Origin of the sequence: Microbacterium sp. SD291 (assembly GCF_017355365.1) — a bacterium.
Lineage (GTDB): Bacteria > Actinomycetota > Actinomycetes > Actinomycetales > Microbacteriaceae > Microbacterium.
The window spans coordinates 46620-60678 of record NZ_JADIJR010000002.1 but is presented as its reverse complement, the minus strand read 5'-3'; the positions used below and the strand labels follow the sequence as shown (position 1 = coordinate 60678).

The 14059-nt window shown below is 68.2% G+C and carries 17 protein-coding genes; 5 read left to right on the top strand and 12 right to left on the bottom strand.

What is annotated here, in order from left to right; genetic code table 11:
- Nucleotides 1–56: 56 nt before the first annotated feature.
- The 7 genes from IPV10_RS01715 to IPV10_RS01685 all read right to left on the bottom strand — a co-directional run bounded on the left by IPV10_RS01715 (nucleotide 57) and on the right by IPV10_RS01685 (nucleotide 4835).
- Entirely contained in the window at nucleotides 57–377 is a 321-nt protein-coding gene (locus tag IPV10_RS01715) for a HigA family addiction module antitoxin (RefSeq protein ID WP_207479760.1), read from the bottom strand.
- On the bottom strand, nucleotides 352–633 hold the full coding sequence (locus IPV10_RS01710) for a type II toxin-antitoxin system RelE/ParE family toxin (protein ID WP_207479758.1): 282 nt from the start codon (nucleotides 631–633) through the stop codon (nucleotides 352–354). Before IPV10_RS01710 ends, IPV10_RS01715 begins: the two co-directional genes overlap by 26 nt.
- A gap of 104 nt (nucleotides 634–737) precedes the next feature.
- On the bottom strand, nucleotides 738–1532 hold the full coding sequence (locus tag IPV10_RS01705; protein WP_307861026.1) for an alpha/beta hydrolase: 795 nt from the start codon (nucleotides 1530–1532) through the stop codon (nucleotides 738–740).
- Nucleotides 1529–2344, bottom strand: coding sequence for a nucleotidyl transferase AbiEii/AbiGii toxin family protein (locus IPV10_RS01700; protein WP_207479756.1), 816 nt, complete (start codon nucleotides 2342–2344; stop codon nucleotides 1529–1531). Before IPV10_RS01700 ends, IPV10_RS01705 begins: the two co-directional genes overlap by 4 nt.
- Before the next feature lie 23 nt (nucleotides 2345–2367).
- The gene (locus IPV10_RS01695; protein ID WP_207479754.1) at nucleotides 2368–2910 is read right to left on the bottom strand and encodes a type IV toxin-antitoxin system AbiEi family antitoxin domain-containing protein; all 543 of its coding nucleotides are present in this window, start codon (nucleotides 2908–2910) and stop codon (nucleotides 2368–2370) included.
- Between the two features lie 53 nt (nucleotides 2911–2963).
- Nucleotides 2964–4037, bottom strand: a complete 1074-nt coding sequence (gene ychF / locus IPV10_RS01690) for a redox-regulated ATPase YchF (protein WP_207479752.1) — start codon at nucleotides 4035–4037, stop codon at nucleotides 2964–2966.
- Between the two features lie 57 nt (nucleotides 4038–4094).
- Nucleotides 4095–4835 (bottom strand): class I SAM-dependent methyltransferase, encoded by a 741-nt coding sequence (locus tag IPV10_RS01685; RefSeq protein WP_207479750.1) that lies wholly within the window; start codon nucleotides 4833–4835, stop codon nucleotides 4095–4097.
- A 29-nt stretch (nucleotides 4836–4864) separates the two neighbouring features.
- Between IPV10_RS01685 and IPV10_RS01680 the strand changes: the two genes are divergently transcribed.
- From IPV10_RS01680 to IPV10_RS01670, 3 genes are all read left to right on the top strand, one after another.
- On the top strand, nucleotides 4865–5521 hold the full coding sequence (locus tag IPV10_RS01680) for a bifunctional 2-polyprenyl-6-hydroxyphenol methylase/3-demethylubiquinol 3-O-methyltransferase UbiG (RefSeq protein ID WP_207479748.1): 657 nt from the start codon (nucleotides 4865–4867) through the stop codon (nucleotides 5519–5521).
- Between the two features lie 81 nt (nucleotides 5522–5602).
- Nucleotides 5603–6196: a 3'-5' exonuclease gene (locus IPV10_RS01675; RefSeq protein ID WP_207479746.1), complete on the top strand. Its 594-nt coding sequence runs from the start codon at nucleotides 5603–5605 to the stop codon at nucleotides 6194–6196.
- Nucleotides 6197–6268: 72 nt separating this feature from the next.
- Nucleotides 6269–7501 carry a DNA recombination protein RmuC gene (locus IPV10_RS01670; protein WP_207479744.1) on the top strand — a complete coding sequence of 411 codons (1233 nt, stop codon included), beginning with the start codon at nucleotides 6269–6271 and terminating at the stop codon, nucleotides 7499–7501.
- A 32-nt stretch (nucleotides 7502–7533) separates the two neighbouring features.
- On the opposite strand, the gene IPV10_RS01665 is transcribed toward IPV10_RS01670, so the two are convergent.
- Both IPV10_RS01665 and glpX read right to left on the bottom strand, forming a co-directional pair.
- Nucleotides 7534–7824: a hypothetical protein gene (locus IPV10_RS01665; protein WP_207479743.1), complete on the bottom strand. Its 291-nt coding sequence runs from the start codon at nucleotides 7822–7824 to the stop codon at nucleotides 7534–7536.
- 161 nt (nucleotides 7825–7985) lie between these two features.
- Nucleotides 7986–8972 carry a class II fructose-bisphosphatase gene (glpX, locus tag IPV10_RS01660; RefSeq protein ID WP_207479740.1) on the bottom strand — a complete coding sequence of 329 codons (987 nt, stop codon included), beginning with the start codon at nucleotides 8970–8972 and terminating at the stop codon, nucleotides 7986–7988.
- A gap of 182 nt (nucleotides 8973–9154) precedes the next feature.
- Here glpX and fbaA point away from each other — a divergent pair, with 182 nt between their 5' ends.
- Nucleotides 9155–10183, top strand: coding sequence for a class II fructose-bisphosphate aldolase (gene fbaA, locus IPV10_RS01655; RefSeq protein ID WP_207479738.1), 1029 nt, complete (start codon nucleotides 9155–9157; stop codon nucleotides 10181–10183).
- Between the two features lie 88 nt (nucleotides 10184–10271).
- Here the strand turns inward: fbaA and IPV10_RS01650 are convergent, their stop codons facing one another.
- The 3 genes from IPV10_RS01650 to IPV10_RS01640 all read right to left on the bottom strand — a co-directional run bounded on the left by IPV10_RS01650 (nucleotide 10272) and on the right by IPV10_RS01640 (nucleotide 12686).
- Nucleotides 10272–10820 (bottom strand): MOSC domain-containing protein, encoded by a 549-nt coding sequence (locus tag IPV10_RS01650; RefSeq protein WP_207479736.1) that lies wholly within the window; start codon nucleotides 10818–10820, stop codon nucleotides 10272–10274.
- On the bottom strand, nucleotides 10817–11359 hold the full coding sequence (locus IPV10_RS01645) for a DUF6264 family protein (RefSeq protein WP_207479734.1): 543 nt from the start codon (nucleotides 11357–11359) through the stop codon (nucleotides 10817–10819). Before IPV10_RS01645 ends, IPV10_RS01650 begins: the two co-directional genes overlap by 4 nt.
- Nucleotides 11360–11648: 289 nt before the next feature.
- On the bottom strand, nucleotides 11649–12686 hold the full coding sequence (locus IPV10_RS01640) for a 4-hydroxy-3-methylbut-2-enyl diphosphate reductase (protein WP_207480011.1): 1038 nt from the start codon (nucleotides 12684–12686) through the stop codon (nucleotides 11649–11651).
- 86 nt (nucleotides 12687–12772) lie between these two features.
- Here IPV10_RS01640 and xseA point away from each other — a divergent pair, with 86 nt between their 5' ends.
- Nucleotides 12773–14050 (top strand): exodeoxyribonuclease VII large subunit, encoded by a 1278-nt coding sequence (xseA, locus tag IPV10_RS01635; protein ID WP_207479732.1) that lies wholly within the window; start codon nucleotides 12773–12775, stop codon nucleotides 14048–14050.
- Nucleotides 14051–14059 lie beyond the last annotated feature (9 nt).

The following is a 14059-nucleotide window of genomic DNA, read 5'->3' as shown; positions in this document are numbered from 1 at the left end:
GGCAGGATTGCTTCGGACTCCGTGAAGGGTGCCGTCCCGTCTGAGAAGGCCGCCGTTCAGGCGACTTTCAGGGGTGTGATCTCCGAGACCTTGTCGCGGAGCGCCCGCCGCTCGATCCGCAGCTCGTAGTGCGACTGCAGATTCATCCAGAACTCCTCGGACGTGCCGAAGTACTTCGCGAGGCGGATGGCCGTGTCGGCCGTGATGCCGCGCTTGCCGTGCACGATCTCGTTGATCCGCCGCGGTGGCACTCCGATCGATACCGCCAGCTTGTTCTGCGTGATCCCGAAGCCGTCGATGAAGTCCTCCATCAGGATCTCCCCCGGATGGATCGGCTCGATCAGCTCGCTCTCAGTGGTAGTCGACGAGTTCGACATCTTCTGCACCTCCTTGTCCCCATACGAAGCAGAGACGCCACTGGGAGTTCACCCGGATGCTGTGCTGCCCACGCCGATCACCGGCGAGTTGCTCCAGCCGGTTCCCTGGCGGGATCCGGAGATCCTCGACATCCTTCGCCGCATGGATCAGCTCCATCTTCCGCAGGGCTGCCCGCTGGACGGTCCGGTCGATTCGTTTGACGTACTGCTCATGCCAGATGCGTTCGGTGTCTTTGCTGCCGAACGATCTGATCACGAGACAAGGGTATAACGAGATGCGTTATTGACGCTAGGCGTTAGTCGAACGCGGTCAGTTGTTGAAGCGGAACTCCACCGAGTTTCGTTGCTTGCGGAACATCATCACGTCTCGGCGCGATCGTCGGTGCGAAGCAGCCATCCTCGAAGCGCAGAGATCCAGAGATCGAACGCATCGAGGTGTGCATCGTGGCCGCCGGCAGCGAGGTCGATCCGGTCGGTCGATGGCCGTCGGCGGATCAACTCGCCCTTGTCCGCATCGGTGAACATCCCGTCCTTTGCAAAGATCGCGAGTGTCGGAATCTGCAGCGCTTCCCAATCGTCCCAGCGCGGTTCGTGCACTGTCTCAATGGTGCGCTCCATGACGTCGGCGTCGAAGCGCGGGCGCAACCCATCGGGGGTCGCTTCGAGGTCGGCGATCCACGCATCGACGACCGCATCCGATCCGAGGAAGGAGCGTGCCGCGTCCTCGTCTGCGAATGGCACCGGCCACGACGCGAAGTACCGCCCCAGCGAGACTGCCTCACCTGGGTCTTCGCTGCCAGCGACATGGCCCTCGAGCATGACGAGGCGTCCGACAAGATCCGGGCGCGCGGCAGCAGTGAGGAATGCCGTGTGCGCACCCATCGACTGGCCGACGAGGATGCTCGGCTCGCCAGACGCATAGCGCTCGATGACCTCGGTGACGTCACGGACATAGGCATCCCGGGACAGATCCGCTGGTCGTCGAGTGCTCGCGCCGTGCCCCCGCTGATCCATGAGCAGCACCCGGAACTCGTCACGGAGTGCTACGGCGGTCGGCAGCATCTCCCGCGAGCTGCCAGCGAGACCATGCAGCAAGATCAGGTTAGGGCCATCGCCTCCGACGTCGGTCACGGCAATCGATACATCCCCGGTCACAGGACATCCTTTGAGCCTGCCGCTGCGATGCGTCGGACGAAGTCATTGGCCCAGGCAACGGCCTCCGCAGCAGAGGGCAGAACAGACAGTCCGTCCGCGGCCTCAACGTACAGGGAGCCCCAGCTCGCTCCCGCGACAATGGTCGGAGGCCACACTTGCTGCCGCCGATAGCCGAAGAGCCGTGCGCACGTCACAGCCACCTGCTCCAGATCGAGCCCTTCATCCGCATCGAGTAACTGAAGGTCGACGAGGTCCCGGGCGCGTTCGCTCGACTCGCCGGAGACCGCGTGCAGCTTCTGTGCGATCTGGTGGTCGGCGCGCATCACCGGCACCGGCCGCGGCGACTCCAAACCGACCTCGGTGAAGAGCTCAGCCAAGTCGCCCGCGAGATGAAACTCAGGCTCGTCGGCGTCGCCGATCTCGTTGTGACCGAGCTCGAACTTCACTGAGCACCACGACTTGCCCCGATAGTCGAGCTTCACGTCAAAGGGCTGCATGACATACGCGGTCGGAACAGCTGGCGGCCGCGGTGCCGATCTCTCGATCAAACGACCAGTGAAACCCGCCCAGCCGCGCACCAGCGCTTCTTCGAACTCCTGACGGAAACAGGCAAGCGTCTGCACACGTGCGGCATCGAGGTCCTGGGTGAAGCGCGTTCCACGCCCGTAGCGCAGCGCCATCGAACTGCCACCCTTCACCACCCCTCCGGGAAGCATCTGGCCTACGACAACCAACGCCATGCTGACCCGGCGACGCAGCGCCAGCCCATCGTCGCCTTCGAGGTTGCGGATCCGCTGCTCCAGAGAGCGCACACTCGTCGGCGCACCTGCATATCTCACTGTCGAAGCCCCTTCACCACCCGCTGCCATTCGACAGTGGTGAGCAAGCCTTCTGCTCGCGCCTGCCTAGCGGCTTCCAGGAGACGTTCAGTCTCGATGCGTCCGCGGCACTCGAGGAGCGCATCGGCGACGGTCTGCGACTCGAGCCCCTCGTAGAGCGTGGTGCTCACGTCACCGCTCCGCTGCGTCAACTCGACGAATGCTGGCAGCGCCGGGCGCGCGCGCCTGCGAACCGCCACCTTGATGCGCCGAGGGTTCACGTTGGCGAGCCCGAATACTGCCAGCACCGACTCGCCGTGGAGGTACGCCGTCTCACCAGCGCGCAGGAGCGCCTCAGCGAACTTGTCGAGTCTCGTAGGAGGAACCTCAGGTACGCGGTACAGACCGTACGCAACATGCTCCACGCCGCCACGAGCGGCAAGCTTGGGCAACTCAACGGCAGGCACGCCAGCCTCGACCGCATCCCGAGTGGTGACATAGCCATAGTGATCGAGCGCCACCTCGCGCACGATGTCCCGGTACTTGACGTCAGTAGCCATGTCACAACTATACCGAAAACGGTAGTGTTGTGACAGGTGCCCTGGCGAGAGGACTAGACGTTAAACCGGAACTCCACCACGTCGCCGTCCTGCATCACGTATTCCTTGCCCTCGAGGCGGGCCTTGCCCTTGGCGCGGGCTTCCACGACGGAGCCGGTCTCGACGAGGTCTTCGAACGAGACGACTTCAGCCTTGATGAAGCCCTTCTCGAAGTCAGTGTGGATGACGCCCGCGGCCTGCGGCGCCTTCCAGCCCTTGCCGATCGTCCAGGCGCGAGCCTCCTTGGGCCCCGCGGTCAGGTACGTCTGCAGGCCCAGGGTGTCGAATCCGATGCGGGCGAGCTGATCGAGGCCGGACTCCTCCTGACCGGTCGACGCGAGGAGCTCTGCGGCATCCTCCGGGTCGAGGTCGATGAGCTCCGATTCGATCTTCGCGTCCAGGAAGATGGCCTTCGCCGGCGCCACGAGGGCCGCGAGCTCCTCCTTGCGCGCAGCATCCGTCAGTACACCCTCGTCGACGTTGAAGACGAAGATGACCGGCTTCGAGGTCAGCAGGCCCAGCTCGCGGATCGGTGCGAGGTCGAGACCCGAGACGGAGAGCAGGATGCCGCGCTCGAGCGCGTCCTTCGCGGCGACGGCCGTCTCGAGCACGAGCGGCTCGACCTTCTTGCCGCGCACTTCCTTCTCGTAGCGGGTGATCGCCCTGTCCACGGTCTCGAGGTCGGCGAGCATGAGCTCGGCGTTGATCGTCTCCATGTCGGATGCCGGGTTCACCGCACCGTCCACATGCACGACGTCGTCATCGGCGAAGCCGCGTACGACCTGAGCGATCGCATCGGCCTCGCGGATGTTCGCCAGGAACTTGTTGCCCAGGCCCTCGCCCTCGCTCGCACCGCGCACGATACCGGCGATGTCGACGAACGACACCGCGGCGGGGAGGATGCGCTCGCTGCCGAAGATCTCCGCAAGCTTGTTCAGTCGCGGGTCCGGCAGGTTCACCACGCCGATGTTCGGCTCGATCGTCGCGAACGGATAGTTCGCCGCGAGCACGTCGTTCTTGGTGAGTGCGTTGAAAAGGGTGGACTTGCCGACGTTGGGCAGGCCGACGATGCCGATAGTGAGAGCCACGGGGTACGAGTCTACCTGGCGCGGATGCCCCGACTCTGTGGACTCAGGGGCATCCGCTCAGCTCCGTGTCGTGCGGAACGCCGTCGTGATGTAGGGCAAGTCGATCGTGCCGTCGCCGAGACCCAGTTCGTCGAACAGATCGTCCATGCGCCGCCGGATGAGCGTCCGCTCATCCTCCGCAGCAGTGATGAGGTAGCTGCGCGAGAACGCCATCTGGTGCAGCTCCGTCCGGCTCATCGCCCGGTTCCACTCCCAGGACCCGGATTCGAGTTCGCCGAACGGCTCAGAGACCTGAGGCCCGTGCGGGCCGTTCACCATGTTCTCCGCCGGACTGCTGTGCATGATCTCGGTGAGGCGCCGCACCCAGTCGGCGCGCTCGTCGCGGATGTTCCAGATCAGTCCGAGCACTCCGCCCGGGCGCACGGCCCTGCCGATCTCCGCGGACGCCGCCACGGGGTCGACCCAGTGCCAGGCCTGGCCGAGCACGACCGCGTCGACGCTCGCATCGGGCAGGGGAAGATGCTCCGCCGTCCCGGCGAAAGTGGGGATGCCGGGGACGCGGTCTCGCAGTGCCGCCAACATCGTCGGATCCGGGTCGATCGCGACGACCTCGGCATCCGGCGCATTCGCGAGTGCTCTGGTGAGCTTTCCGGTCCCTGCACCGACGTCCGCGATCCGTCTCACGCCTTCCGGCATAGTCTCCAGCATCCAGGCCACGGCCTCGAACGGATACTCGGGACGGCCCGCCTCGTAGCTCCCCGCCTCGGCGCCGAACGACGTCGCACGCTCATCACCCATGTCGCCAGCCTACGTCGCATACTGGAGTGATGGACGACTGCTGCGCCTCGCGCACGCCAGGCGGTTACGATCGCGAGTTCGACGACCGATTCGCCCGGCGGCTCGCGCGTGAATACCGTCGCCGGGGTCTCACTCCGACGGCGCAGCGCATGGTGGAGTTCGCTTCGGCCGCCGGCGTCGAGGGCGCGTCGATCCTGGAGATCGGCGGCGGCATCGGCGACATCCAGCTGGAACTCCTGAAGCGGGGTGCCGCGAAGACGACGAATCTCGAGCTGTCCGGCGCGTACGAGCGCGAGGCGAGACGGCTGCTGGACGAGGCCGGTCTCGGCGCACGGGCGGAGCGGATGCTCGGCGTCGATATCGCCGCCGCCCCCGGCGCCGTGGGCCGCGCAGACTTCGTCGTGCTCCATCGCGTCGTCTGCTGCTATCCCGACTACGCCAGACTGCTCAGCGCCGCTGCTGAACACGCGCGGCGCGCGATCGTCTTCAGCCATCCTCCGCGGACCTGGACCACCCGCGCCGGTGTGGCCGCGGTGAACACGTGGTGCCGCGTTCTCGGTCATGAGTATCGCGGATTCGTGCACTCCCCCGAGTCGATGGTCGAGGTGCTCGAGAGCCATGGATTCGCGCCGCGCTACCGACACTCCGAGCGCGCCTGGCGCATCGTCGGCGCCGAGCGTCGCTGACTGCGGACCGCTCCGCAGCGGCTCGCCCCGAGATCGGCGCGCCTGGCCGGCGAGGATGGGACACCGGGAGAAAGTGGGGATGTGCCACTGGACTTCACCGCGATCGACTTCGAGACGGCGAACTCCAGCCCCGCCTCCGCCTGCTCCGTCGGACTCGTCCGCGTGCGCGGCGGGCAGGTCGTCGCCACCGCCGGCTGGCTGATCCAGCCGCCCGCAGGGCACGACGAGTTCCAGGAGTGGAACGTCAGGATCCACGGCATCCGCCCGCAGGATGTCCGGGATGCCGCGACCTGGTCGGAGCAGTTCGACCGGCTCTGCGATTTCGCCGGCGCCGACGTGCTGGTCGCGCACAACGCCGGCTTCGATCTGAACGTGCTGCGCCGCGCCTCCGAGGCGACCGGCGACATCTGCCCGCCGTATCGCTCGCTGTGCAGCCTGCAGGTCGCCCGCAAGACCTATGACCTCGATTCGTACCGGCTGCCGAAGGCGGCAGCTGCGGCGGGATTCGCCGAGTTCTCGCACCACGACGCCCTCGCCGACGCACGCGCCTGCGCGCAGATCGTGATCGACGCGGCCCATCGCGCCGGAGCATCCGACGTCTTCACCCTTGCCGGAGCGCTGAGCCTGCGCATCACTGAGCCCGCGGTCGCGACGCCCGAGCGCGCCGTCGCCTGACTTTCCCCGGCCGGTGCGCGACGCGCACCGCGCCGTCGGACGAATGTCGGAGGCTGGGCGCACCATGGAGTCATGGATGCTCTGATGATCGTGCTGCTCCTCCTGGCCCTCGCCGCCGGGACCGCCGCGGGCTGGTTCCTGCGCTCGGCGCGCGGGGCCGCCGATCTCGCCCGCGCGCAGGCCGAGCTCGCCGCCGCGCGGGACGATCGCGATCGGCAGTACGACCTGTACCGCGACGCGGTGGAGCACACGCGCGAGGAGCAGCGCGCCGAGGCGCTTCGCGTGCAGCAGCAGAACGCAGTGCTCACGGCCCTCGCGCCCGTGCGCGAGAGCCTTCAGCAGATGCAGCAGAAGGTCACGGCCATCGAACAGGAGCGGCATGCCCAGTTCGGCTCGCTGGCCGAGCAGCTCCGACGGGCGCAGGAGTCCGATGAGGCGCTGCGCGCGACCACCGAGTCGCTGGCCGGCGCCCTCCGCTCCACGGCCACGCGGGGCGTCTGGGGCGAGACGCAGCTGCGGCGCGTCGTGGAGGCGGCGGGGCTCACCCGGCACGTCGACTTCGACCTGCAGGCCACGATCTCATCCGACCGCGGCCAGGGGCGGCCGGACATGGTCATCCGTCTCGCCGGCGGCACGTCGATCGCCGTCGATGCGAAGGTTCCGCTCGATGCCTATCTCGAGGCCTCTGCGCTGCCCGGCGGTGACGCGCACGAGGCGCAGCGCCGCGCGCACATGCAGAAGCACGTCAAGGCGGTTCGTGCGCACATCGACGCCCTGGCGAAGAAGGCGTACTGGTCGGGCCTCGACGCGAGCCCGGAGTTCGTGATCTGCTTCCTTCCCAGCGAATCGCTGCTCGCCGCCGCGATCGACGAGGATCCCACTCTTCTCGACTACGCATTCAGCCGGCGCGTGGCACTCGCCTCGCCCGTCAACCTCTGGGCGGTGCTGAAGACCGTCGCGTACACCTGGACGCAGCAGGAGGTCTCGACCGAGGCGCGAGCCCTGCTGAACCTGGGCACGCAGCTCTACGACCGTCTCGGAGTGCTCGCGGGGCACGCTGACGACCTGCGGCGGGCGCTGGAGCGCACGGTCGACAGCTACAACAAGTTCGCGGGCTCGCTGGAGAGCCGCGTGCTGGTCACGGCGAGGCAGTTCCCCGGCATCGACGTCTCTGCACTGGAAGGGGCTCCTCCGGCGATCACGGCGCAGACGCGGAAGTTCACCGCATCCGAACTCGTCGGCGATGAACCGGCGGATGCCGCAGCGCTCCGCGCCGACGTCGGAGACGTGCGCGACCGGGTGTGACCGGGGCAGCGCGCGAGTGCGACCTGGGGCGGTCAGGCCACGCCGGGAACGCCGCTGAGCAGCAGGATGACGAGCGCGCTCGTCACCAGGAATGCACCGATCATCCACCACGCGCTCGGCTCGTGTCCCTCGTCACGTCGCACCCGGAAGAGCACGTCCGTGCGGCGAGCAGGGTCGATGACCACGGGGTGGGCGCCGGGTGCCGGAGCGGGCGGGGCAGGCGCAACCGTGTCGCCCGGGTTCACCCGGAGGATGCGGCCGGTGTTCGTCGTCACGATCTTCGCGGGTGCGGCCTTCGAGCCGTTCGCGTGCTGCGATGTCATCTGCTCGCCTTCCTGTCCGTGCGGTGCCTGGCGGCTCCGTCGACGGCGACAAATCCACTCACAATTGTGACACGTCGCCTCGGGAAGACCCCGGCACGCGCGCGAACGCGGCGTACCGAGTCGGTAACGATGAACCGTGAATCAGCCGTGCGGGAGGAGCGTCAGAGCCACTTCGAGACGAGGTGCTCCGAGGCGATGCGACGCAGCGTGCCGGAGGCACCGCGCAGCACGACGCTCTCGGTGTAGATGTAGCCCGCCTCACGACGCACACCCGCGACGAGCTGTCCATCGGTGACACCGGTGGCGACGAAGATCGTGTTGTCGCCCCGGACGAGGTCGTCCGCCTCGTACACCTTGTCCATGTCGAGGCCCGCGTCGATGCCGCGCTGGCGCTCGTCGTCGTCACGAGGCCAGAGGCGACCCTGGATGTGGCCGCCGAGCGCCTTGATCGCGCACGCCGTGACGATGCCCTCGGGGCTGCCGCCGACGCCCACGCACATGTCGGTGCGCGCACCGTGACGCGCGGCGTTGATGCCGCCGGCGACGTCGCCGTCGCTCATGAGACGCGTTCCGGCGCCCGCGTCGCGGATCTCCTGGATGAGCTTCTCGTGGCGGGGCCGGTTCAGCACCGAGACGACGATCTCGTCGACCGGCTTGCCGAGTGCACCCGCGAGGCGTCGGATGTTCTCGCCGACGGGCAGGCGGATGTCGACGACGCCGACCCCTGCAGGGCCCGTGACGAGCTTGTCCATGTAGAACACGCTGGACGCGTCGAGCATGGTTCCGCGATCCGACACGGCGATCACCGACAGCGCGTTCTGGCGGCCGGCAGCGGTCAGCGACGTCCCGTCGATCGGGTCGACGGCGATATCGCACAGCGGACCGGTGCCGGTGCCGACGACCTCGCCGTTGAAGAGCATCGGGGCGTTGTCCTTCTCCCCCTCGCCGATCACGACACGGCCCTGGAAGGCGACGGTGCCGAGGAAGGCGCGCATGGCGTCGACGGCCGCACCGTCGGCGGCCTCCTTGGCGCCGCGGCCGATGAAGGGCACCGCGCGGATCGATGCCGCCTCGGTCGCACGCACCAGCTCCATTGCGAGGTTGCGGTCGGGACGAAGAGGACTCAGATCGGCTGTCAGACTCACCATGCGGCCAGCCTATCCAGCGACGTGCGCGATCTCGCCGGTTTACGGGATGATTCCGCCGAAGGAATCACGTTTCTTAACGCAGGTGCAGGAGCACCGGTGCCGCGGCGTCACGCCGAAGGCATCCGGCGGCGCTCCCCGATAGAGTGACTGCTGTCCCGGCTTCCCCTACCGCAGGAGTTCTCATGCCCGTCGCCACCCCGGACCAGTACGCAGAAATGCTCGACCGCGCGAAGGCCGGCGGCTTCGCGTACCCCGCTTTCAACGTCTCCAGCTCGCAGACGATCAACTCCGTCCTGCAGGGCCTCACCGAGGCCGGCTCCGACGGCATCATCCAGGTCACGACCGGTGGCGCCGACTACTTCGCGGGCCACACCGTGAAGGCCCGCGCCACCGGCGCACTCGCCTTCGCCCGCTACGCGACCGAGGTCGCCAAGAACTATCCCGTCACCGTGGCGCTGCACACCGACCACTGCCCGAAGGACGCGCTGGCGGGCTTCGTCGAGCCGCTGATCGCCGCTTCCGAGGAAGAGGTCAAGGCCGGTCGCAACCCGATCTTCCAGTCGCACATGTGGGACGGCTCGGCCGTTCCCCTCGCGGAGAACATCGAGATCGCGAAGGAGCTCCTCCCCCGTATGAAGAGCATCAACGCCATCCTCGAGGTCGAGATCGGCGTCGTCGGCGGCGAAGAGGACGGCGTCCAGCACGAGGGCTCGAACGAGGCCCTCTACACCACGTTCGCCGACGTCGACCAGGCCGTGCAGGCGCTGGGTCTCGGTGAGCAGGGCCGCTACATCGCCGCTCTCACCTTCGGCAACGTGCACGGCGTGTACAAGCCGGGTGGCGTGAAGCTGCGTCCCGAGCTCCTCGGCGAGATCCAGGCCGAGGTCGCCGCGAAGTACAGCACGGGTGCGAAGCCGCTCGACCTCGTCTTCCACGGCGGCTCCGGCTCGACCGACGAGGAGATCGCGCTCGCGGTCGCGAACGGCGTCATCAAGATGAACATCGACACCGACACGCAGTACGCGTACACCCGCGCGATCGCCGACTACATGTTCAAGAACTACGACGGCGTCCTGAAGGTCGACGGCGAGGTCGGCAACAAGAAGCTCTACGACCCGCGCGCGTGGGGCAAGGTCGCGGAGTCCGCGATGGCCGCTCGCGTCGTCGAGTCGACCCGCCAGCTCGGCTCGCACGGCCAGTCCAAGAGCTGACGGTCGGCGACGATCGCATGAGCACGCCCCGGCCGATCGGCCGGGGCGTTCTCATGTGCACCGACGCCTCGCCGGGTCCGGCCGCGGCTCAGGGTCCCCGGTAGATGTCCAGAATGGTCGGCGCACCCTCCGGACGATGCAGCACGACGATCTCGTCGCCGGCCTGCACTCTGCCGCTTTTGACGACCCGCAGGTAGGGCCCGAGCCGACGGGCCTGCGAGAACCGCTTCACCCAGCCGCGTTCGTCGTCGCCACCGACCCAGCGGGCGAAGGTCTGGCACGGTGTGCGCGGCATCGTGACCTCGACGATCAGGCTCGATCCGATCTGCCACTGCTCGCCGACCAGCGCCGCGTTGACGTCGATGCCCTCGACTCGCAGGTTCTCGCCGAACCAACCGGGTGGCAGCTCGCGACCGAGCTCGTCCGACCAGAACAGCGCATCCTCCTGCGCGTAGGCGTACAGCGCCTTGTCCAGCCCGCCGTGGTGCTTGCGATCCGCCTGCACGTCGGCGTAGACGCCGTACGATCCGACACGCACCGCGCCGTCGACCTGACGCTTGTCGATCGCCGTCGTGCCCACGGTGCCGGAGTCCGGGCGCAGCTCATGCACCGCGCAGACCGCGACGAGACGACTCAACTGCCTGACGCCTTCGAGACGTAGTCCAGGAAGGCGGGGTCGCCGAGCATGGGCACGGCGACGCAGATCGAGGTGAGGAGCAGCGTCGCCGCCGCGCCGACCAGGGGCACCCACCAGCTGCGTCGTCCGCGGCGCAGCCGGCGGATCGCGAGCATGGCGGTGAGCGACCAGCCGATCACGAGGACGACGGCGGCGATCGTGCCCCAGGTCCTGCCCTGCGCGAAGTTGGTGAACTCCCCTTCGATCCCGAGCGTGTTCATGGCCTGGTCCATCACGGTCGAGAAGTCGAGGTACGACAGGCCGGTGATCACGACGTTCACGAGGCCGTAGGCGAGGAGCGCGATCGTCACCAGGCGGTCGACGGGACGCGAGCCGGAGGAGACGGGGGCTTCCGGGACTGCGGCGGCCGGCGCGACGGATTGAGCCGGCGTCGCCTGCTCCGGCAGCGGCTGCACCTCGTCGAGCGGAGGCAGCCCCGCGGCCCTGCGCTGTTCCTCGGGTGTCGCGAGTTCGCCGTACTGGGGCCGCTGATCGGTCATCCCGCCATGCTAACGGCCCCGCTTAGGAGCCGTTCCCAGCCCCGCACGATGACAGCGGCCCGACGCGATGGCGGCCCCGGAGGTCTGGGGAGTCCTCGGGGCCGCGGATTCGGAGCATCGGAAGCGCTCGTCATCCAGCCGGTCAGCGGAGTGCTGGGGACACACCTCCGGCCGGTAGTCCATCTGCACGCACGACTACTGATCCCGATCATAGGAAAGCGCCTGCCGAAGCGCCAGGGCCTTGCGCGAGAAATACTGGATCTGATCCAGATATCGGATGCTCTCCGACTCAGGCGCCCGCGGCCCGTCCGCCGAGGGCGCGCGCATCGCGCTGGCCCGCGGCATCCTGGCGCAGCTCCTTGGGGAGCGAGAACATGAGGTCCTCCTCCGCCGTGCGCACCTCTTCGACGTCGTGGTACCCGGCGCCGTCGAGGGCCTCGAGCACCTCCCGGACGAGCACCTCGGGGACGGATGCCCCGCTGGTCACGCCGACGGTCTCGACGCCGTCGAGCCACTCCTGCTTGACCTCCTCCGCGTAGTCGACGCGGTAGGCGGCCTTCGCGCCGTACTCGAGCGCGACTTCGACCAGGCGGACCGAGTTCGAGGAGTTCGACGAGCCGACGACGATCACGAGATCGGCTCCGGCTGCGACCTTCTTGATCGCGACCTGACGGTTCTGCGTCGCATAGCAGATGTCGTCGGATGGCGGGTTCTGCAGGTCGGGGAAGCGCAGGCGGAGACGGTTGACGGTCTCCATGGTCTCGTCGACGGAGAGGGTGGTCTGCGAGAGCCAGACGACCTTCGACGGGTCCTTCACCTGCACGGTGTCGGCTTCGGCGGGCGAGTTCACGATCGTGACGTGGTCGGGCGCCTCGCCTGCTGTGCCCTCGACCTCCTCGTGCCCCTCATGGCCGATCAGCAGGATCTCGAAGTCGTCCCGCGCGAAGCGCACCGCCTCGCGGTGCACCTTCGTCACCAGCGGGCACGTCGCGTCGATCGCGTGCAGACCGCGGTCGGATGCCGCGTCGACGACTGCCGGGGAGACGCCGTGGGCGCTGAACACGACGTGCGCGCCCTCGGGGACCTCGTCGACCTCCTCGACGAAGATCGCGCCCTTCTCCTCGAGCTCGGTGACGACGTGGATGTTGTGGACGATCTGCTTGCGCACGTACACCGGCGCACCGTAGCGCTCCAGCGCCTTCTCGACCGCCACGACCGCACGGTCGACACCCGCGCAGTATCCGCGCGGAGCGGCGAGCAGAACCCGCTTGTGTCCGTCCACCGGGTTATCCTGAAGCCGTCCTGCCGCCGCACGCACTCGAGGCATACGCGGAACAGGCAGATGAACGGCAGTTGAAGTCACCTCTGGATTCTACCGCCGCGAACCTGGGCAGGACCGGGAAGGACCGAGCAATGACAGTCTTCGAAGCCGCGACCGCGCCGGGGGAGGCTCCGCCGGCGGATGCCGTGGCGCCTCGCGACTCCACCGCCGACGCCCCGACCTCCGTCGCGCGCCTGAACGCGACCATCCGCGACTTCATCGCGCGGTGGAACACGGTCTGGGTCGAGGGCGAGATCACGTCGTGGAACGTGCGCGCAGGCAACATCTTCGCCCGTCTCAAGGACACCCGCTCCGACGCGCAGATCTCGATCCGGATCTGGTCGAGCGTGCGCGCGCGCATCCCGGGCGACCTCGGCGTCGGCGACCACGTCGTCGCCGCGGTGAAGGCCGACTACTTCGTCAAGGCGGGCGACTTCAGCTTCGCCGTGTCCGCGATGAAGCACGTCGGGCTCGGCGACCAGCTGGAGCGGCTCGAGAAGCTGCGGGCGCAGCTCCGCCAGGAGGGGCTCTTCGATCCGGCACGCAAGAAGAGGCTGCCGTTCCTGCCGCACGTGATCGGGCTCATCACGGGTGAGCGATCGGATGCCGAGAAGGACGTCCATCGCAATGCCGAGCTCCGATGGCCGCAGGTGCGCTTCCGCACGGAGTATGCGGCCGTCCAGGGCGACCGGTGCGTCCCGGACACGCTCGCCGCCCTGGCCCGGCTCGACGCGGACCCCGAGGTCGACGTCATCATCATCGCCCGCGGCGGCGGTGACCCGCAGACCCTGCTCGGGTTCAGCGACGAGCGTCTCGTGCGCGCGGTGGCCGCGGCATCCACCCCGGTCGTCAGCGCGATCGGGCACGAGAACGACCATCCTCTTCTCGACGACGTCGCCGACCTCCGTGCCTCGACGCCGACGGATGCCGCGAAGCGCGTCGTCCCCGACGTCAGCGAGCAGCGAGCACTGGTCGCCCAGCTGCGCTCGCGCGCGACCACCCGGCTGACCCAGCGGCTCTCGCACGACATCGCGCAGCTGGAGCAGCTGCGCTCCCGCCCTGTGCTCCGCTCACCCGATCCGATCATCGAGTCGCGGGCGCAGGAGCTCTGGCTGCTGCTCTCCCGCGGACGCGACACGGTGACGAGGCAGATGGACGTCGCCGGCCGCAAGACCACCGAGCTCCGGGCTTCGCTGCGAGCCCTCTCGCCTGCCGCCACGCTGGCGCGCGGCTATGCGATCGCCCATCTGGAGGGCGGCGTCATCCTGCGCGACGCGGCGGATGCTCCGGCCGGCAGCAGCCTGACGATCACCGTCGACCGCGGCTCGGTGGCCGCTCGATCCGAGGGCGAGATCCCCGAGGGCTCTTGACGTGCGTGC

Bases quoted from the DNA above. Each gene is read 5' to 3' on its own strand.
- IPV10_RS01695 (WP_207479754.1), bottom strand. From the start codon at position 2,910: ATGGCTACTGACGTCAAGTACCGGGACATCGTGCGCGAGGTGGCGCTC.
- IPV10_RS01665 (WP_207479743.1), bottom strand. From the start codon at position 7,824: ATGACATCGCAGCACGCGAACGGCTCGAAGGCCGCACCCGCGAAGATC.
- IPV10_RS01645 (WP_207479734.1), bottom strand. From the start codon at position 11,359: ATGACCGATCAGCGGCCCCAGTACGGCGAACTCGCGACACCCGAGGAA.
- xseA (WP_207479732.1), top strand. From the start codon at position 12,773: ATGACAGTCTTCGAAGCCGCGACCGCGCCGGGGGAGGCTCCGCCGGCG.
- IPV10_RS01670 (WP_207479744.1), top strand. From the start codon at position 6,269: ATGGATGCTCTGATGATCGTGCTGCTCCTCCTGGCCCTCGCCGCCGGG.
- IPV10_RS01680 (WP_207479748.1), top strand. From the start codon at position 4,865: ATGGACGACTGCTGCGCCTCGCGCACGCCAGGCGGTTACGATCGCGAG.
- fbaA (WP_207479738.1), top strand. From the start codon at position 9,155: ATGCCCGTCGCCACCCCGGACCAGTACGCAGAAATGCTCGACCGCGCG.
- glpX (WP_207479740.1), bottom strand. From the start codon at position 8,972: ATGGTGAGTCTGACAGCCGATCTGAGTCCTCTTCGTCCCGACCGCAAC.
- IPV10_RS01640 (WP_207480011.1), bottom strand. From the start codon at position 12,686: ATGCCTCGAGTGCGTGCGGCGGCAGGACGGCTTCAGGATAACCCGGTG.
- IPV10_RS01685 (WP_207479750.1), bottom strand. From the start codon at position 4,835: ATGGGTGATGAGCGTGCGACGTCGTTCGGCGCCGAGGCGGGGAGCTAC.
- IPV10_RS01715 (WP_207479760.1), bottom strand. From the start codon at position 377: ATGTCGAACTCGTCGACTACCACTGAGAGCGAGCTGATCGAGCCGATC.